Below are 19,119 nucleotides of genomic sequence, written 5' to 3'. Positions count from 1 at the left end.
TCGTTCAGACGTATTTTGATGTATCAGGCATCAGGCGTCTTTTAATCTCCTTTAGAGAAAAAAGTTAAAACAAATAAAAAATCCCCGGCGTATAAACGACGGGGATTTGTTTAATGGTTACCTCGTTGAATCAGTTCTATTTTGCTATATAGCGCATCCAGTTTTGCTTCCAGAACGGCCTGGCCGCGAAGATAATCCTCGCGGCGGACATAATGCAGCGGTAAATCGGCGCGAAATTCCAGAAATTCTCTCTCCAGCCTGGACCAGCCCGCTTCTGATTCGCGCCGGGCAGCTTCCAGTGCTTCAAAACGTTCATTCAGCCGTTTTTCAATTTGCGCCAGCAGCAATTTACCGGCAGCAAACATTAATCCAACAAACGAAAGTAAGAGGGAGATGACTTCCCAAAAATCGATACTGAGTTTCATTACTCCCTCTGATTAATGAATGCAGCTAGCCTGCCCCCATTGCAAATAACGGGGAGCATGTTGGTATAAAATCGCTTTGGGATAGTGACGATTCTCGCGCCAGTTCGCGGCGCTGCGCCCGGCGTTAACGCGTTCTACATGTTCAAACCAGATGGATGCATCCAACCCCTTTGCGGCGGCCAGCTTTTTATCTCTGTTCACCCAGCCTTGCCCGCCGTTATAGGCGCTCAGAGTGAAAGCCATTCGCTGGCAGCTATTTTTTGCTAACACGCTTTTCCACAACTGGCGGTCATACTGTACCAGCGCGCGTATCGCCCAGGCGGGATTAAACGGCTTGTTCTCGCGAAGCGCTGGGTACAACTGGCTTACCCATTTTGCCGTTGCGGGCATAAATTGCGCCATACCCTGCGCGCCAGCCGGAGAAAGCGCGTCAGGCGCCCAGCCGGATTCCTGATGTAGTTGCCCGGCAAAATCAGCAACGGGGGCGTTAAGCCCCCAGATTTCGCGCGCGGTACGAATCACTTCGTTGCGCCATTGCAGAGAAGCGCGCGGCGGTTCGGCAGCGTCGGCAGACAAGAAAGTCATAGCGCAGACCAGGCATACGTATTGATAACGCATCGTTACAGCCCCAGCGCGACGGCAAGGCAAATTGCCGCAACGATGATCGCGCGACGAATCATCGCCGCGGCGCAGCACAGCGATTCTTCCCAGGGGCAAAAGGAGTCGGGACGTGCCCAGGGGAAAAGACTACGGTCGAGCCAGTAACCCAGCACCGCTGATAACGAAACCAGGCTGAGTTTATAGATGACGACCGGAATTTGCGCTGATGATGTCCAGCCGATAAGCGCAAACAGTACGACAGAGGCAATCAGCCAGCCGGAAAGTCGGGGAACAATAATTTTTCGCATACTCTATCTCCTGATAATTGAGAGAGAAGTATCGCTTTTCCCCATAGTGGAAGAACGAAAAGGGCTTTAATAAATAACTTTAAAAAATGTTTAGCGCATGGTGTCAAATGCCAACAAATAAACGAATAAATAAAGCCTTCGAGGCAGTGGGTAGAGGTTGCCTGCGGAGAGTCAGTATGTGTCTGTGACAGGCTACGATGGCGGTATTGCTGCGTCATAATAATCTTTGATTAAAATTATCTTATTGATTTTTAAAGTCAGTTTAAAAATTCACGCGATCGTGAGGAAAGCGATCTTTTTGATCGAACGCAGAAAAAAATGCAAAAAATTAACTGTATATACATACAGTATTGTGTAAAATGATGACATCAGTGAAGGCTTACTTCACCTATAAAATAAATACATATTATAAATTGAAAGCAATATATACATTCTTTTAATTTATAATTAAATGCCGTTGATAGTAAATATTTATATATATTTTGAATGTATTGATAGGTAGTTATTGCACCGTTTTTTACGCTTCCCTTTTTGGTGCCGTCACGGGGAGCATGGTGCTGGATATGGAGATAAAATATGATTCAGAAATCAAAAGAAATGGTTCGGCTTCCGGAGATTATTAACGATCTGGCGTTTCATGCGTCGCAGGTGCTTATTGAAAGCATGAATATTGATAGCGCGTCAGCCGAAAATGCCGGTCAGGCAATTGCTGACAGAATGATGCGCAACTGGGGCGGGCAAAGCATTTATTTCCCCAAAGGTATCTCTGGCCGGGCCTCGGAACGGGATTATCAGATTTACAGCGAGTGCGATGGGCGTAATTATGCGGAGCTGGCCAAAAAGTACAATTTAACACTGCAGTGGATCTATAAAATCGTTAAGCGGGTCCACACGGAAAAACAGCACCAGCGGCGTATGCTGTAAGTGATATCGGGTATGGCGTATAGCGACAAGCGCTATACGCCGGGAGCTGCGACAGGCCGGATAAGGCGCTTGCGTCGCCATCCGGCAGCGTATTGCGCTGATAGCGCTCACCCGCTGCCGTGTCAGGGCGATTATTCAAATAAGTTCTGATGTAGCTTTTGCACCACTTTCTCGGCATCGTCTCCCGGCACGAGGAAGCACAGATTGTGGCTGGAGGCGCCGTAACAAATCATGCGAATGTTGAACGGTTCCAGGACGCCAAACACTTCTTTACCAACACCGCAGGCTTTTGACAGGTTGTTGCCAATCAGCGCGACCAGCGCCAGTCCTTCTTCAACTTCGACCCGACACAGCGCGGAAAGCTCCATCAATAAGGATTGGGTCAGTAACGTATCGCCCGTGGAGGTGGAGCCGGTAGTATCCAGCGTCAGCGCGACGCTCACCTCAGAAGTGGTAATCAGATCTACCGAAATATTATGCCGCGCCAGAATGCCGAACACCTCTGCCAGGAAACCTCGTGAGTGCAGCATATTCAGGCTGTGCAGCGTCAATAGCGTTTGATTGCGGCGCAGCGCCAGCGCGCGGAACAGCGGCGGGTTTTGGGTTTTATTGCACACCAGCGTACCGCCCGCTTGCGGATCTTTACTGGAGCCAACGAAGACCGGGATATCGCTGCGCACGGCCGGGAGTAAGGTGGCTGGATGCAGTACTTTTGCGCCGAAGGTTGCCATCTCCGCCGCTTCTTCAAAGTCGATTTCATCAATTCGCTGCGCGACGGGCACTACGCGCGGGTCGGTGGTGTAAATACCGGGCACATCTGTCCAGATATCAACCCGCGCGGCGTGGAGCGCTTCAGCCAGCAACGCTGCCGTATAGTCGCTGCCGCCGCGGCCTAATGTCGTGGTGCGGCCTTTGCTTTCACTGCCGATAAAACCCTGAGTAATGACCAACGTTTCGCTCAGGCGCGGGAGCAACTGCTGCGCGGCCAGTTCCGCAAGCGCTGCGACGTCCGGTTCCGCACGGCCAAAGCGATCGCTGGTACGCATCACTTTGCGCACGTCGAACCAGTGGGCCTGTACGTCGCGTTCACGCAGGATCTCAACAAATAGCAGGGTAGACATCAGCTCGCCGTGGCTGACCAGTTCATCGGTCAGGGCTGCCGATGTCGCCAGCGATGCCGCCTCCGCCAGAATAGTGATGTTTTCCAGCAGGCGTTCAATCTCTTCGCGAATGACATTTGGATGACGCAGACGATCAAGGATATCGAACTGGATTTTACGGATGGCGTCGAGCGTAGCGAAACGTTCGCCAGGCTCCATCCCTTCGGCCAGCGCCACCAGCAGATTAGTGATGCCGGCAGACGCGGAAAGCACGACTAAACGAACATTGGCGTCGGAAAGTACGATATCCGCGCTACGGTTCATGGCGTCAAAATCAGCGACGCTGGTACCGCCAAATTTGGAAACAACGATCTCTGTCATATCAACCTCGTGTCAGGAAATGAAAAACGCGACCATGGCACAAGGGCAGAACAGAAACCGGTGCAGGCGCAAATGCAAGTAACGTATTTATAAATAAAAGTTGTGGCCTGGACTGTCAACGTTGGGATTATGCGGATTTTTTATGCTGAGTTTAGGCTCAGTAACAGCGCTTATAACCCCGATACCCATTTGCCGCCTTTCTGCACCTCGAATTATTTAGGGTATATACTTTTTATCCTCATTCGACAGTGCCTGGGGCAACGGCACTAAAACAATCACACTTTTCTGTGACTGGCGTTACAATCGATCCCAGTCACAATTCTCAAATCAGAAGAGTATTGCTAATGAAAAACATCAATCCAACGCAGACTTCTGCCTGGCAGGCGCTCCAGAAACACTACGATGAAATGAAAGACGTTACGATCGCTGAGCTTTTCGCGAACGATAGCGACCGTTTCGCTAAATTTTCCGCGACGTTTGACGATCTGATGCTGGTGGATTTCTCCAAAAACCGCATCACCGAAGAGACGCTGGCAAAATTACAGGATCTGGCGAAAGAGACCGATCTGGCCGGCGCGATTAAATCCATGTTCTCCGGCGAGAAGATTAACCGCACCGAAGACCGCGCCGTGCTGCACGTGGCGCTGCGTAACCGTAGCAATACGCCGATCATCGTGGACGGCAAAGATGTGATGCCGGAAGTGAACGCCGTGCTTGAGAAGATGAAAACTTTCTCGCAAGCGATTATCTCCGGTCAGTGGAAAGGCTACACCGGTAAGGCCATCACCGACGTGGTGAACATCGGTATCGGCGGTTCCGACCTCGGCCCGTTCATGGTGACCGAAGCGCTGCGTCCGTATAAAAACCATCTGAACATGCACTTCGTCTCTAACGTCGATGGCACCCACATCGCTGAAGTGCTGAAGAAAGTGAACCCTGAAACCACGCTGTTTCTGGTCGCTTCTAAAACTTTCACCACCCAGGAAACCATGACCAACGCCCACAGCGCGCGCGACTGGTTCCTGAAAACTGCAGGCGATGAAAAACACGTGGCGAAACACTTTGCTGCGCTCTCCACCAACGCCAAAGCGGTCGGCGAATTTGGTATCGACACGGCCAATATGTTCGAGTTCTGGGACTGGGTCGGTGGTCGTTACTCGCTGTGGTCTGCCATCGGGCTGTCCATTATTCTGTCCGTCGGTTTCGACAACTTTGTCGAGCTGCTTTCCGGCGCGCACGCGATGGACAAGCATTTCTCCACCACTCCGGCGGAGAAAAACCTACCCATTCTGCTGGCGTTGATTGGCATCTGGTACAACAATTTCTTCGGCGCGGAAACCGAAGCCATTCTGCCGTACGACCAGTATATGCACCGTTTCGCCGCCTACTTCCAGCAGGGTAACATGGAATCCAACGGTAAATACGTTGACCGTAACGGCAACGCCGTGGATTACCAGACAGGCCCAATTATCTGGGGCGAACCAGGCACCAACGGTCAGCACGCGTTTTATCAATTGATTCACCAGGGTACTAAAATGGTGCCGTGTGATTTTATCGCCCCGGCTATCACCCATAACCCGCTATCCGATCATCATCAGAAGCTGCTGTCTAACTTCTTCGCGCAGACCGAAGCGCTGGCGTTTGGTAAATCCCGCGAGGTGGTTGAGCAGGAATATCGCGATCAGGGTAAAGATCCGGCGCAGCTCGAACACGTTGTGCCATTCAAAGTGTTTGAAGGCAACCGCCCGACCAACTCTATCCTGCTGCGCGAAATTACGCCGTTCAGCCTGGGCGCGCTGATTGCGCTGTATGAGCATAAAATCTTTACGCAGGGCGCCATCCTGAACATCTTTACTTTCGACCAGTGGGGCGTTGAGTTGGGTAAACAGTTGGCTAACCGTATTCTGCCGGAGCTGGGCGATGATAAAGCTATTTCGTCCCATGATAGCTCTACTAACGGTCTGATTAACCGTTATAAAGCCTGGCGCGCCTGATGGCGCTGCGCTTATCCGGTCTACGTAATGCATAGCGTCTGTAGGCCGGGTAAGGCGTTTCGCCGCCATCCGGCAAAAAGAGAATAAGATAATAAAAAGGCCGATATTCACATCGGCTTTTTTTATAAGATAATTCCGCTTGTCCGTCTTTATCCCCACAATTTTATATTGAGCTTAATCTTAAAATAAGCAATAACCAGAAAATCACTCTGCGTTATTTTCAGATTATACGGATGTCTTTGTGTTTTTATGTAATTATAACTTATTGATTTAATTTAATTATTAATTAAATAGAGGATGTGTTGTTTCTTTAAAGTTTAATTATCCTAAAACTTCGCTGTTATTTCTCCCGGACATAATTCGCCTGCTTTGGTTGTGTATACTCGGTAGCGCCCGAAATTCTTTTGGGTAAATCTCCATTCATTCAATGAAGGGAAATTATGATGAAAAAAGTACTGTATGGCATTTTTGCCATAACCGCGCTTGCGGCGACATCTGTCTCGGCAGCCCCCGTTCAGGTGGGTGAAGCGGCAGGGTCGGCAGCGACGTCGGTATCGGCGGGAAGCTCCTCCGCTACCAGCGTTAGCACCGTAAGTTCGGCGGTGGGCGTCGCGTTAGCGGCAACCGGCGGCGGCGATGGTTCCAATACCGGAACCACGACCACCACGACCACCAGTACCCAGTAGTATCGGTACGTTTAACCATAACCACACTCCGGTGTGGTTATTTTGCCCCTCTGGAGAAGCGTCGTGAAGCGACTCGCACTTATCCTGATTTGCCTGCTATTACAGGCGTGTTCGGCCACCACCAAAGGCCTGGGCGATTCACTGTGGGACAGTTTGTTCGGTACGCCAGGCGTACAGCTAACGGATGACGATATTCAAAACATGCCTTATGCCAGCCAGTACATGCAGCTTAACGGCGGTCCTCAACTGTTTGTGGTGCTCGCTTTCTCGGAAAACGGGCAGCAGAAATGGGTGACGCAGGATGGCGCGACGATCGTGACGCAGCATGGCCGTCTGGTCAAAACTCTGCTCGGCGGCGACAACCTGATCGATGTGAATAATCTGGCGACCGACCCGCTGGCGAAACCAGGACAGATTATCGATGGCGCGACCTGGACTCGCACCCTGGGCTGGACCGAACATCGCCAGGTGCGTTACGCCACCGCCCGTTCCGTTTTTACATGGCGAGGGACCGATAGAGTGAACGTCGGCAGTGAGGAAACCGCCGTGCGGGTGTTAGATGAAGAAGTGACGACCGATCAAACGCGCTGGCGTAATCGCTACTGGGTTGATAGCGAAGGCCAAATTCGCCAGACGGAACAGTATCTGGGCGCGAATTACTTTCCGGTGAAAACCACGCTGATTAAGGCGGCAAAATCATGATGAAAAGGACGATAAGCGCGCTGGCGCTGGCCTTTGTCGCGTCATCCGCCTTTGCCAGCGGCACTGTTACCGTTTTTACCCAGGGTAATAGCGAGCCTAAAACGCTGACAGACGCTGAGCGTCTGCTCGATTTAGTCGGACAGCCGCGCCTGGCAACGAGCTGGTGGCCTGCGGCGGTGATAGGCGAAGAACAGGCGACCGTGACGGCGCGTCAGCAGCAACAGGAACTTCTCGGGCGGCTGGCGGTGCTCAGCGCTGAGGAAGACGGCGATGCTGCGGCGGCGATAAACACACTGCGCCGACAGATTCAGGCGGTGAAGGTGACGGGCAGACAATTCGTGAATCTTGATCCTGACGTGGTTCGGGTGAGCGAACGAGGTAACCCGCCGCTGCAAGGTCACTACATGCTCTGGGTCGGACCGCAACCCACGCAGGTGACGCTCTTTGGCTTGATTAGCCAGCCGGGCAGCCAGCCGTTCGTCCCTGGGCGGGACGTCGCCAGTTATCTCGAGGATCAGCGCTTACTCAGCGGCGCGGATCGTAGCTATGCCTGGGTGGTTTACCCTGATGGACGCAGCCAAAAAGCGCCGGTGGCTTACTGGAATAAACGTCATATCGAGCCGATGCCCGGCAGCATTATTTTTGTCGGTTTTGCCGATTCCCTTTGGCGCGGCACGCCGGAGGCGATAAATGCCGACATTCTTCATACCCTGACGCAGCGGATACCGGAATAATGAAAAAAACACATCTGCTCAGCGTGCTGGCGCTGGGTATTAGCGCGGCCTGCCATGCCGAAACATATCCAGCCCCTGTTGGGCCTTCACAATCTGACTTTGGCGGCGTGGGCCTGCTGCAAACGCCGACAGCGCGTATGGCGCGTGAAGGGGAGATGAGCCTGAACTATCGCGATAACGATCAGTACCGCTACTACTCGGCTTCGGTTCAGCTTTTCCCGTGGCTGGAAACCACGTTGCGCTATACCGATGTCCGTACGAAAAAGTACAGCAGCGTGGAATCATTCTCCGGCGACCAGACTTACAAAGATAAAGCGTTTGATGTGAAACTGCGGTTGTGGGAAGAGAGTTACTGGATGCCGCAGGTGGCGGTTGGCGCGCGCGATATCGGCGGGACGGGGCTGTTTGATGCGGAATATATTGTAGCGAGTAAGGCCTGGGGGCCGTTTGATTTTTCATTAGGTCTCGGCTGGGGCTATCTTGGCACCAGCGGCAATGTGTCTAATCCTTTCTGTTCGTATAGTGATAAATTCTGTTCGCGTGATAACAGTTATAAAGAGGCAGGTTCCGTCGACGGTAGCGATATGTTTCACGGCCCGGCCTCGCTGTTTGGCGGCGTGGAATACCAGACCCCGTGGCAACCGCTACGCCTGAAGCTGGAGTATGAAGGCAATAACTATCAGCAGGATTTTGCGGGGAAACTGGAACAGAAGAGCAAGTTTAACGTCGGCGCCATTTACCGCGTCACCGATTGGGCCGACGTTAACCTCAGCTACGAGCGCGGCAACACCTTTATGTTTGGCGTTACGCTGCGCACCAATTTCAACGATTTACGTCCCGCGTATCATGACAATTCACGCCCGCAATACCGACCACAGCCGCAGGATGCCATCCTGCAACATTCGGTAGTGGCTAATCAATTAACGTTATTGAAATATAATGCCGGTCTGGCGGACCCGAAAATCCAGGTCAAAGGCGATACGCTGTACGTTACCGGCGAACAGGTGAAGTACCGCGACTCCCGTGAAGGGATCGTGCGCGCTAACCGAATCGTCATGAACGATCTGCCGGAGGGGATCCGCACGATCCGCGTGACGGAAAACCGCCTTAATCTGCCGCAGGCCACCACTGAAACCGATGTCGCCAGCCTGAAACGCCATCTGGAAGGCGAACCGCTGGGACATGAAACTCCGCTGGCGCAAAAACGCGTGGAGCCGATCGTGCCAGAGAGTACTGAACAGGGTTGGTATATCGACAAGTCGCGCGTTGATTTTCATCTTGATCCCGTGCTGAATCAGTCGGTAGGCGGCCCGGAAAACTTCTATATGTATCAGTTGGGCGTAATGGGAACTGCGGATCTGTGGGTCACGGATCATCTGCTCACCACGGGCAGCGTGTTTGCCAATATCGCCAACAACTACGACAAATTTAACTACACCAATCCGCCGAAGGACTCGCATCTGCCGCGGGTGCGTACGCATGTCCGTGAGTATGTGCAGAACGATGTTTATGTGAATAACCTACAGGCCAACTACTTCCAGTATTTTGGCAATGGTTTCTATGGGCAGGTCTACGGTGGTTATCTGGAGACCATGTTTGGCGGTGCCGGGGCGGAAGTCCTGTATCGCCCGGTAGACAGCAATTGGGCGTTTGGCCTGGATGCCAACTACGTGAAACAGCGTGACTGGCGTAGCGCGCAGGATATGATGAAGTTTACCGATTACAGCGTGAAGACCGGACATTTGACCGCATACTGGACGCCGTCGTTCGCCCAGGATGTGCTGGTGAAAGCCAGCGTTGGTCAGTATCTGGCGGGCGATAAAGGCGGTACGCTGGAGATCGCCAAACGCTTCGATAGCGGCGTCGTTGTCGGCGGTTACGCGACGATTACCGATGCGTCGCCGGATGAATATGGGGAAGGGGAATTTACCAAAGGCGTATATGTTTCCGTGCCGCTGGATCTCTTCTCGTCCGGCCCAACCCGAAGTCGTGCGGCAATTGGCTGGACGCCGCTGACGCGTGACGGTGGTCAACAGCTTGGCCGTAAGTTTGGCCTGTATGATATGACCAGTGACAGGAGCGTAAATTTCCGTTAATACTCAGGCCGGATAAGGCGTTTACGGCGCTATCCGGCAAATTATCTTATTGAACAAAATATAAACATAAATAAAAAATATAGATGCCCGTCACATTTGTGCGTTATACAGAAACCTCGCCGCAGAGAAAGAGGGGGCTGTTATGATGCCATTATCGCGCTCACATCTTGAGTTTATCGCCACGATTTTACAAAACGTACTAAATTTGGGGCTGCTTACCCTCGGTCTGATCCTGGTCGTTTTTCTCGGTAAAGAGACGGTTCATCTGGCGGATGCATTATTCGCGCCTGAGCAAGCCAGCAAATATGAACTGGTGGAAGGGCTGGTGATCTACTTTCTTTATTTCGAATTTATTGCGCTGATTGTGAAGTACTTTAAGTCTGGCCTTCACTTTCCGCTGCGCTATTTCGTGTACATTGGGATTACGGCGATTGTGCGCCTGATCATTGTCGATCATAAAACGCCAATGGATGTATTACTCTATTCGGCGGCGATCCTCCTGTTGGTTATCACGTTGTGGTTATGTAATTCGAACCGACTACGGCGAGAATAGGCGTCGCCACACCGTAACGGACGGGTCAGTGGCAATAAATTAGCCGCTGTCTATAACGCATAAAAAAAGCGCTCCGAAGAGCGCCAAAATACGACCATAAGTGGGGATAACATAAGTTGAGGGCAGTGGCATTGCCCGTTGCCGGGCAGGTACTTCGATAAAACTTAACCTTTCACACCCCCTGCCGTCAGGCCGTTGACCAGCCAACGTTGCGCCAACAGAAACACCAGGGTGATAGGAATAGCGGAAAGGACGGCGGCGGCGGCAAAGTCGCCCCACAGGTAGTTTTGCGGGTTGAGATATTGCTGCATACCCACGGCCAGCGTATAGCTGTCCACATCGCGCAGTAACAACGAGGCGACCGGAACTTCGGTAATCGCCGCGATGAACGACAGAATAAACACCACCGCCAGAATCGGTACGGAAAGCGGCAGCAGCACCAGGCGAAACGCCTGCCACGGGGTTGCGCCATCCAGCGCGGCGGCCTCTTCCAGCGAACTGTCGATAGTTTCGAAGTAGCCTTTAATCGTCCAGACATGCAGCGCGATGCCGCCAAGATAGGCGAAGATCACGCCGCCATGCGTATTCAGACCGATAAATGGAATGTATTGTCCCAGGCGATCAAATAACGCATACAGCGCTACCAGAGACAAAACCGCCGGAAACATCTGGAAAATCAGCATCCCTTTGAGCAGTGTTGCTTTACCTGGAAAACGCATTCGTGCGAAAGCGTAGGCGCAGGTGGTGGAGAGCGCCACGATGCCGATGGCGGTAATACCGGCGATTTTCACCGAGTTCCACAGCCACAGCAGTACCGGGAAGGGCGGCGGCGTTACCCGACCATCCGCATGTTCCACGCTGAAACCCAGCGCCAGCCGCCAGTGTTCCCAGGAGATTTTATCCGGGATCAGGCTTCCGGTGGCGAAGTTCCCTTCACGTAGCGAGATAGCGATGACCATCAGCAGCGGGAACATGATCGCCGCGATGAAAATCAGCAGCCCCAGGTGCGTGATGAAGAGACGCAGTTTCTGAGATTTGGGTTGGACCATAGCCATTGTTATTATCTCCCTTAATCAAACTTCATACGCGTGGCTTTCAGGTTCACTATTGCCAGCGCGCCTACCAGCAGGAAGATCAGCGTGGCAATGGCCGCCGCCAGACCGAAGTCCTGACCGCCGCCGCCTTCAAAGGCGATACGGTAGGTGTAGCTGACAAGTAGATCGGTATAACCGGCAGGCGTGGTGGTGCCGAGACGGTCTGGCCCGCCGTTGGTCAATAACTGAATCAGGACAAAGTTATTAAAGTTAAAGGCGAAGCTGGCGATCATCAGCGGCGTTAGCGGCTTAATCAGCAGCGGTAAGGTGATCTTAAAGAAATTCTGAAATGGACCGGCGCCGTCCATTGCGGAGGCTTCGTACAGGTCATCCGGAATCGCTTTCAGCAGTCCCATGCACAGGATCATCATGTAGGGATAGCCCAGCCAGGTATTCACGATAATCACCATTGCCCGCGCGGTGTTGGGGTCGCTGAACCAGGCAGGTTTAATGCCGAACAGCGCGCTCAGCATCATATTGATTTCACCAAAGCTTTGGTTGAATAACCCTTTGAAAATCAAAATTGAAATAAACGACGGTACGGCGTAGGGCAGAATCAGCAGGACGCGGTAGATAGCTTTACCTTTCAGCGCTTCCCACTGTACGAGGCAGGCCAATACCATCCCAACCGCCACGGTTAACACCACAGTGAGGACCGAAAAGACCACGGTCCAGACGAAGATAGCGAAAAAGGGCTTCTGGATCCCTTCGTCTGTAAAGACGCGCGTAAAGTTTTTCGCGCCGATAGTAACGGTATAACCAGGACTGAGTTTTTCATCACCCCAGCTTCCGTCGGCGTTGATCGACTGATAATAACCGCTATCGTTATTTGGCCGGTATTTTACGCCGCTCTGGTTATTGGTAAGCAGGCCGTCATCAGCCAGTGTGTACAGCGGACGGGTACCGGAAAACTGACGCAGCGAGCTCATAATCACTTTACTTTCATCCGGCAGGACGGCGGTTATCTGGTTCAGCGCCAGACGGTTCTGGGTGATTATCCGCAGATTGGCGCGTTCGCCGCCCGGCAGGGCATCGGTCTCTTTCAGCTGTAATTTTTGTTCACCGCCGAAGGAAAATGCGTCAGACAGGTAATGTTTGCCCGTTTCTCCGTCGGTGAGGGCCAGTTGCCACTCGTCGCCGGCCGGGTAAAGACCGAAGTTATAGGTTTTTCCTGCCTGATAAGAACGGTCCATCAGCACTTGCTGGGCGCGTTCAAAGGTGAGCTGGTTGGTGCTGCTGTAGTTAGTAAAGGCGATAGCGATGGTGCACACCAGGGGGAATAGCACAAACAGCCCCATGCCGGCGAGGCCAGGGTAAACGTAGCGCCAGGCATAGGTTTTACGATTTGCGAAAATATACAGGCCAGCAGAGCTTAAAATCAGCGTCATGATGGCGAACAGATACTCCCCTTGTACGTACATTAAAACTACAAGGTAACCCACCAGCAGGCCCAGCAGACCAATTACTGACCATTTAAGCTGGTCACTTTGCCACCAGTGTTTCTTTTTAATGACATCCATGGGGATTTTCCTCTACAGCGTTGAAACTTCCTGGCCGGAGATGTGCCTGATGGCGCTGCGCTTATCAGGCCTACGGTGTGTTGTAGGCCGGATAAGGTATTTATGCCGCCATCCGGCACAGGCTCGCGGCATTACTTAGTGATACGGCTTTGTGCATCTTTCAGCGCGGCATCCACGGTTTGACGGCCGCTGGCGGCGTTGATCACAGCCGTACGTACCGCATACCAGAAGGCGGACATCTGCGGAATATTCGGCATGATCTCGCCTTTCTGGGCGTTATCCATGGTGGCGGCGATACGGGGGTCTTTCGCTAACTGCTCCTGGAAAGATTTCAGCGCCACGGCGCCCAGCGGTTTATCTTTGTTCACCGCCTCCAGACCCTGATCGGTCAGCAGGTAGTTTTCGAGGAACTCTTTCGCCAGCTCTTTATTCGGGCTGGCAGCGTTAATCCCCGCGCTCAGCACGCCGACGAACGGTTTCGAGGGTTTACCTTTGAAGGTCGGCAGCAGGGTGACACCGTAGTTGACTTTGCTCTTGTCGATGTTCGACCATGCCCACGGACCGTTGATGGTCATTGCCGTTTCGCCTTTATTGAAGGCTGCTTCGGCGATGGAGTAATCGGTATCGGCGCTCATATTTTTGTTCTTGATCATATCGATCAGGAAAGTCAGGCCCGCTTTCGCGCCGGCGTTGTCGACGCCAACGTCTTTCACGTCATACTTGCCGTTTTCAAATTTGAACGCGTAACCGCCGTCAGCGGCGATCAAAGGCCAGGTGAAATACGGCTCTTGCAGGTTGAACATTATCGCCGACTTCCCTTTCGCTTTTAGCTCTTTATCCAGCGCTGGGATCTCTTCCCAGGTTTTCGGCGGGTTCGGGACGAGGTCTTTGTTATAAATCAGGGAGAGGGCTTCAACGGCGATGGGGTAGGCGATCAGCTTGCCGTTATAACGTACCGCATCCCAGGTAAACGGATAGAGTTTGTCCTGAAACGCTTTATCCGGAGTAACTTCCGCCAGCAGACCAGACTGCGCGTAGCCGCCAAAACGGTCGTGCGCCCAGAAGATAATGTCAGGACCGTCGCCGGTGGCTGCCACCTGCGGGAATTTCTCTTCCAGCTTATCCGGGTGCTCAACGGTCACTTTAATGCCGGTGTCTTGCTCAAATTTTTTACCGACCTCGGCCAGACCGTTATAGCCCTTGTCGCCGTTGATCCAGATAACCAGTTTACCTTCTTCAATTTTGGCGAGAGCCGGGGCGGAAATCATCATCGTCGTAAGTGCGGATAATGCGAGGATGCCTACGCCAGTTTTAATCTTCATATCTCCCATCCTTTTTGGTGATGTACACAGAGGTGGTTTAACGGTCTCTAGTTTCTTTATACGACAACCTCTTTCCATCCTCCCTACCCCTACGCCCCACCCCGGCTTTATGTGATCTGTGTTGCATAAATGTGAGTAATGCGTGCTGGCGCACACAAAAACACGCCGATTTTTGCGGGCGGCATCACGAAATTCCTTTTCTGTCCGCGCCCGTGGTCTCAGGCGTTGTGTCCTCATCCTCCCGCCTCCTCCCCCATAAAAAAGCCGGGGGGTGGAGGATTTACCCCAGTCAGGGATCGCGCATAGTCAGGCCATCATGAATGTTGCTGTCAATGACAGGTTGTAACGAAGGGAGAAGGGCATGGCGAGCGTACAGCTACGAAATGTAACGAAAGCCTGGGGTGACGTGGTGGTATCGAAAGATATTAACCTCGATATCCATGACGGGGAGTTCGTGGTGTTTGTCGGACCGTCAGGCTGTGGTAAATCGACCTTGCTGCGTATGATCGCCGGGCTTGAAACCATCACCAGTGGCGACCTGTTTATCGGGGAAACCCGTATGAATGATATTCCGCCTGCCGAGCGCGGCGTGGGCATGGTATTCCAGTCTTATGCGCTCTATCCCCATCTCTCCGTTGCAGAAAACATGTCTTTCGGCCTCAAGCTGGCGGGCGCCAAAAAAGAGGTAATGAATCAACGCGTCAACCAGGTGGCGGAAGTGCTGCAACTGGCGCATCTGCTGGAACGTAAGCCAAAAGCGCTTTCCGGCGGGCAGCGTCAGCGCGTAGCGATTGGCCGCACGCTGGTGGCGGAGCCGCGTGTGTTTTTGCTGGATGAACCGCTCTCTAACCTGGACGCCGCGCTGCGCGTGCAGATGCGTATTGAAATTTCTCGCCTGCATAAACGTCTGGGCCGCACGATGATTTACGTCACCCACGATCAGGTCGAAGCGATGACGCTGGCCGACAAAATCGTGGTGCTGGACGCCGGTCGCGTCGCGCAGGTCGGTAAGCCGCTGGAGCTGTACCACTATCCGGCGGACCGCTTTGTCGCGGGCTTCATCGGCTCGCCGAAGATGAACTTCCTGCCGGTGAAAGTGACCGCCACCGCGATTGAACAAGTCCAGGTCGAACTGCCGAATCGCCAGCAAATCTGGCTGCCGGTCGAAAGTCGCGGCGTGCAGGTCGGCGCCAATATGTCTTTAGGCATTCGGCCGGAACACCTGCTGCCGAGCGATATCGCTGATGTCACCCTGGAAGGTGAAGTCCAGGTGGTCGAGCAGCTTGGTCATGAAACACAAATTCATATCCAGATCCCCGCCATCCGTCAAAACCTGGTTTATCGCCAGAATGACGTGGTGCTGGTAGAAGAGGGCGCCACATTCGCTATCGGCCTGCCGCCAGAGCGCTGTCATCTGTTCCGCGAGGATGGCAGCGCATGTCGTCGTCTGCATCAAGAGCCGGGTGTTTAAGGCCTCCATAAAAAAACGAAACGCAAAACCATTCGCAGTTTTAGAAGGTGGCAGCGTTTAAAGAAAAGCAATGATCTCAGGAGATAGAATGATGATTACTCTGCGCAAACTCCCACTGGCGGTTGCTGTCGCAGCGGGCATAATGTCCGCTCAGGCAATGGCTGTCGATTTCCACGGTTACGCCCGTTCCGGTATTGGCTGGACGGGAAGCGGCGGCGAACAACAGTGTTTCCAGGCAACGGGTGCCCAAAGTAAATACCGTCTCGGTAACGAATGTGAAACCTATGCGGAACTGAAACTGGGCCAGGAAGTGTGGAAAGAGGGCGATAAGAGCTTCTATTTCGACACCAACGTCGCTTATTCGGTTAACCAGCAGAACGACTGGGAATCGACCGATCCCGCCTTCCGCGAAGCGAACGTGCAGGGTAAAAACCTGATTGAATGGTTGCCGGGCTCTACCATCTGGGCCGGTAAGCGCTTCTATCAGCGTCATGACGTACACATGATCGACTTCTACTACTGGGATATTTCAGGCCCTGGCGCGGGTATCGAAAATATCGATCTGGGCTTCGGTAAGCTTTCGCTGGCGGCGACCCGGTCTACTGAAGCGGGCGGCTCTTACACCTTCAGCAGCCAGAATATTTATGATGAAGTAAAAGATACCGCTAACGACGTCTTTGACGTACGTCTGGCTGGTCTGCAAACGAACCCGGACGGCGTACTGGAGCTGGGCGTTGACTACGGTCGCGCCAATACGACCGATGGTTATAAGCTGGCGGATGGGGCATCGAAAGACGGCTGGATGTTCACCGCCGAACACACGCAAAGCATGTTGAAAGGCTATAACAAGTTTGTCGTGCAATATGCCACCGATGCCATGACCACGCAGGGTAAAGGCCAGGCGCGCGGTTCCGACGGTTCTTCATCTTTCACTGAAGAATTGCCTGATGGAACCAAAATTAATTATGCCAATAAGGTCATCAATAATAATGGCGATATGTGGCGTATTTTGGATCATGGCGCCATCTCGCTTGGTGATAAATGGGATTTGATGTACGTCGGTATGTACCAGAATATCGATTGGGATAATAACCTGGGTACTGAGTGGTGGACCGTGGGCGTACGTCCAATGTACAAGTGGACGCCAATCATGAGCACCCTGCTGGAAGTCGGCTACGACAACGTGAAATCTCAGCAGACCGGCGATCGTAACAATCAATATAAAATCACCCTGGCGCAACAGTGGCAGGCGGGCGACAGCATCTGGTCGCGTCCGGCTATCCGTATTTTCGCCACCTACGCGAAGTGGGATGAGAAGTGGGGCTATATCAAAGACGGCGATAACATTTCCCGTTATGCCGCAGCGACTAACTCCGGCATTTCCACCAACAGCCGTGGCGATAGCGATGAGTGGACCTTCGGCGCCCAGATGGAAATCTGGTGGTAATACGATGGTCATCTGACGTAACGAGGGGCGCAAGCCCCTCTGAAACATCAGGTCTGATGATGCTTGTAAGCCGAATAAGGCGCCAGCCGCCATTCGGCGATATGTTTGGGTTGGCGCGCTATTGCCTGGCTACCGCTGAACCCGCCTTATTGAGGTGAGAATAATGAAAATGAAGAAAAGTCTCGTCGCCCTCTGTTTAACCGCAGGGCTGTTCGCCAGCGTGCCGGGTATCAGCCTGGCGGAAGTGAACTATGTACCGCAAAATACCAGCGCCGCGCCCGTTATTCCTGCTGCTGCGCTACAGCAATTAACCTGGACGCCTGTAGATCAGTCAAAAACGCAGTCTACCCAACTGGCGACTGGCGGCCAGCGCCTTGACGTCGCCGGCATTACCGGCCCGGTCGCCGCTTATAGCGTTCCGGCGAATATCGGCGAGCTGACATTAACTCTGACCAGCGAGGTCAATAAGCAAGCCAGCGTTTTTGCGCCAAACGTGTTGATTCTTGACCAAAATATGACGCCTTCGGCGTTCTTCCCCAGCAGTTACTTTACTTATCAGCAGCCGGGCGTCATGAGCGCAGACCGGCTGGAAGGCGTGATGCGCCTGACGCCTGCGTTGGGGCAGCAGAAACTCTATGTTCTGGTGTTTACGACCGAAAAAGATCTTCAGCAAACCACTACGCTGCTCGATCCGGCAAAAGCCTATGCCAAAGGCGTCGGTAACTCTATCCCGGATATTCCCGATCCAGTTGCTCGCCATACCACTGACGGCGTGGTGAAACTGAAGGTGAAAACCAACAGCAGCTCCAGCGTATTGGTCGGGCCGTTGTTTGGCTCGTCCGGTACCGGGCCGGTAACGGTAGGCAATACCGCCGCGCCGGTCGCTGCGCCAGCGCCAGTCGCGCCGAAGAAAAGCGAACCGATGTTGAACGATACGGAAAGCTACTTTAATAAAGCGATTAAGGATGCCGTAGCGAAAGGCGACGTCGATAAAGCGCTGAAACTGCTTGATGAGGCCGAACGTCTGGGATCGACATCTGCCCGTTCCACCTTTATCAGCAGTGTAAAAGGCAAGGGGTAATTGTTTCCCCACAGTGCTGATTTTGCAGCAACTGGTGCGTCTCCTGGCGCACCTTTTTTGTCATTTCATGCGAATTGTTATTTTTTTGTTGCGCAACAGATCACTTAATTGTGATTGCGCCCCCCGTAATGTCTTTTCTGAGATACAATGACTTTAGGTTATGAATCGGAGAGTAAGGCATGTCACACCCTGCGTTAACGCGACTGCGTGCGCTGCGCTATTTTGATGCGATTCCTGCGCTTGAACCCCATTTGCTGGACTGGCTGTTGCTGGAAGATTCTATGACTAAACGTTTTGAGCAGCAGGGAAAGCGGGTAAGCGTGACGCTGATTCGGGAAGCGTTTGTCGGCCAAAGTGAGGTCGAGGAAGCATCAGGTTTACTGCCATCCGAGTCCCGCTACTGGTTACGTGAGATACTGCTTTGCGCTGACGGCGAGCCCTGGCTTGCCGGACGTACCGTGGTACCGGAATCCACGCTATGCGGACCTGAACAGGTCTTACAACATCTGGGTAAAACCCCGCTTGGACGTTATCTATTTACATCATCGACACTGACCCGCGATTTTATTGAAATTGGACGCGATGCAACGCTGTGGGGGCGCCGCTCTCGACTGCGGTTGAGCGGAAAACCGCTGTTGCTTACCGAGCTTTTTTTACCTGCATCGCCGCTGTACTGAGAGG

The 19,119-nt window shown here is 52.9% G+C and carries 18 protein-coding genes; 11 read left to right on the top strand and 7 right to left on the bottom strand.

Annotated elements, in window-relative coordinates:
• Positions 1-110 precede the first annotated feature (110 nt).
• The 3 genes from HV477_RS22805 to HV477_RS22795 are packed head-to-tail and all read right to left on the bottom strand — an operon-like array spanning position 111 to position 1,333.
• Positions 111-425, bottom strand: a complete 315-nt coding sequence (locus HV477_RS22805) for a membrane protein (RefSeq protein ID WP_000777266.1) — start codon at positions 423-425, stop codon at positions 111-113.
• Between the two features lie 12 nt (positions 426-437).
• Entirely contained in the window at positions 438-1,043 is a 606-nt protein-coding gene (locus HV477_RS22800; protein WP_001270437.1) for a lytic transglycosylase domain-containing protein, read from the bottom strand.
• Positions 1,044-1,045: 2 nt separating this feature from the next.
• Positions 1,046-1,333: a putative holin gene (locus HV477_RS22795; protein WP_001226439.1), complete on the bottom strand. Its 288-nt coding sequence runs from the start codon at positions 1,331-1,333 to the stop codon at positions 1,046-1,048.
• Positions 1,334-1,909: 576 nt separating this feature from the next.
• On the opposite strand from HV477_RS22795, the gene HV477_RS22790 reads away from it, so the two are divergent.
• Entirely contained in the window at positions 1,910-2,257 is a 348-nt protein-coding gene (locus HV477_RS22790; RefSeq protein ID WP_000615248.1) for a Mor transcription activator family protein, read from the top strand.
• 131 nt (positions 2,258-2,388) lie between these two features.
• Here HV477_RS22790 and lysC read toward each other — a convergent pair whose 3' ends face one another.
• Positions 2,389-3,738 (bottom strand): lysine-sensitive aspartokinase 3, encoded by a 1,350-nt coding sequence (gene lysC, locus HV477_RS22785; RefSeq protein WP_000136394.1) that lies wholly within the window; start codon positions 3,736-3,738, stop codon positions 2,389-2,391.
• A 344-nt stretch (positions 3,739-4,082) separates the two neighbouring features.
• Between lysC and pgi the strand changes: the two genes are divergently transcribed.
• The 6 genes from pgi to psiE all read left to right on the top strand — a co-directional run bounded on the left by pgi (position 4,083) and on the right by psiE (position 10,503).
• Positions 4,083-5,732, top strand: coding sequence for a glucose-6-phosphate isomerase (gene pgi / locus HV477_RS22780; RefSeq protein WP_000790027.1), 1,650 nt, complete (start codon positions 4,083-4,085; stop codon positions 5,730-5,732).
• Positions 5,733-6,175: 443 nt separating this feature from the next.
• On the top strand, positions 6,176-6,418 hold the full coding sequence (yjbE, locus tag HV477_RS22775) for an exopolysaccharide production protein YjbE (RefSeq protein ID WP_001541297.1): 243 nt from the start codon (positions 6,176-6,178) through the stop codon (positions 6,416-6,418).
• Positions 6,419-6,481: 63 nt separating this feature from the next.
• Positions 6,482-7,120, top strand: a complete 639-nt coding sequence (locus tag HV477_RS22770) for a YjbF family lipoprotein (protein ID WP_000824800.1) — start codon at positions 6,482-6,484, stop codon at positions 7,118-7,120.
• Complete coding sequence (locus HV477_RS22765; protein WP_000977979.1) at positions 7,117-7,854, top strand: capsule biosynthesis GfcC family protein; 738 nt, start codon at positions 7,117-7,119, stop codon at positions 7,852-7,854. Before HV477_RS22770 ends, HV477_RS22765 begins: the two co-directional genes overlap by 4 nt.
• Positions 7,854-9,950: a YjbH domain-containing protein gene (locus tag HV477_RS22760; protein ID WP_079899279.1), complete on the top strand. Its 2,097-nt coding sequence runs from the start codon at positions 7,854-7,856 to the stop codon at positions 9,948-9,950. The genes HV477_RS22765 and HV477_RS22760 overlap by 1 nt, the downstream gene beginning before the upstream one ends.
• Positions 9,951-10,092: 142 nt before the next feature.
• The gene (psiE, locus tag HV477_RS22755; RefSeq protein WP_079899278.1) at positions 10,093-10,503 is read left to right on the top strand and encodes a phosphate-starvation-inducible protein PsiE; all 411 of its coding nucleotides are present in this window, start codon (positions 10,093-10,095) and stop codon (positions 10,501-10,503) included.
• Between the two features lie 164 nt (positions 10,504-10,667).
• On the opposite strand, the gene malG is transcribed toward psiE, so the two are convergent.
• The 3 genes from malG to malE all read right to left on the bottom strand — a co-directional run bounded on the left by malG (position 10,668) and on the right by malE (position 14,439).
• Entirely contained in the window at positions 10,668-11,558 is an 891-nt protein-coding gene (gene malG / locus HV477_RS22750) for a maltose ABC transporter permease MalG (RefSeq protein WP_001252081.1), read from the bottom strand.
• Between the two features lie 14 nt (positions 11,559-11,572).
• The gene (malF, locus tag HV477_RS22745; protein WP_000382565.1) at positions 11,573-13,117 is read right to left on the bottom strand and encodes a maltose ABC transporter permease MalF; all 1,545 of its coding nucleotides are present in this window, start codon (positions 13,115-13,117) and stop codon (positions 11,573-11,575) included.
• A gap of 131 nt (positions 13,118-13,248) precedes the next feature.
• Positions 13,249-14,439 (bottom strand): maltose/maltodextrin ABC transporter substrate-binding protein MalE, encoded by a 1,191-nt coding sequence (malE, locus tag HV477_RS22740; protein ID WP_000695415.1) that lies wholly within the window; start codon positions 14,437-14,439, stop codon positions 13,249-13,251.
• Positions 14,440-14,800: 361 nt separating this feature from the next.
• On the opposite strand from malE, the gene malK reads away from it, so the two are divergent.
• The 4 genes from malK to ubiC all read left to right on the top strand — a co-directional run bounded on the left by malK (position 14,801) and on the right by ubiC (position 19,115).
• Positions 14,801-15,910, top strand: a complete 1,110-nt coding sequence (malK, locus tag HV477_RS22735; RefSeq protein WP_000179176.1) for a maltose/maltodextrin ABC transporter ATP-binding protein MalK — start codon at positions 14,801-14,803, stop codon at positions 15,908-15,910.
• An 88-nt stretch (positions 15,911-15,998) separates the two neighbouring features.
• A complete protein-coding gene (locus HV477_RS22730; protein ID WP_079899277.1) occupies positions 15,999-17,357 on the top strand; it encodes a maltoporin in 1,359 nt (452 codons plus the stop codon).
• Positions 17,358-17,520: 163 nt separating this feature from the next.
• Complete coding sequence (malM, locus tag HV477_RS22725; RefSeq protein WP_000782504.1) at positions 17,521-18,438, top strand: maltose operon protein MalM; 918 nt, start codon at positions 17,521-17,523, stop codon at positions 18,436-18,438.
• A gap of 179 nt (positions 18,439-18,617) precedes the next feature.
• Positions 18,618-19,115 (top strand): chorismate lyase, encoded by a 498-nt coding sequence (ubiC, locus tag HV477_RS22720; protein WP_000019230.1) that lies wholly within the window; start codon positions 18,618-18,620, stop codon positions 19,113-19,115.
• Positions 19,116-19,119: the final 4 nt, after the last annotated feature.

The sequence above is a fragment of the Salmonella sp. SG203 genome (genome assembly GCF_013350575.1).
Lineage (GTDB): Bacteria > Pseudomonadota > Gammaproteobacteria > Enterobacterales > Enterobacteriaceae > Salmonella > Salmonella enterica.
The sequence above is the reverse complement of the archived record's forward strand: the minus strand, read 5'-3'. Positions and strand labels throughout refer to the sequence as shown.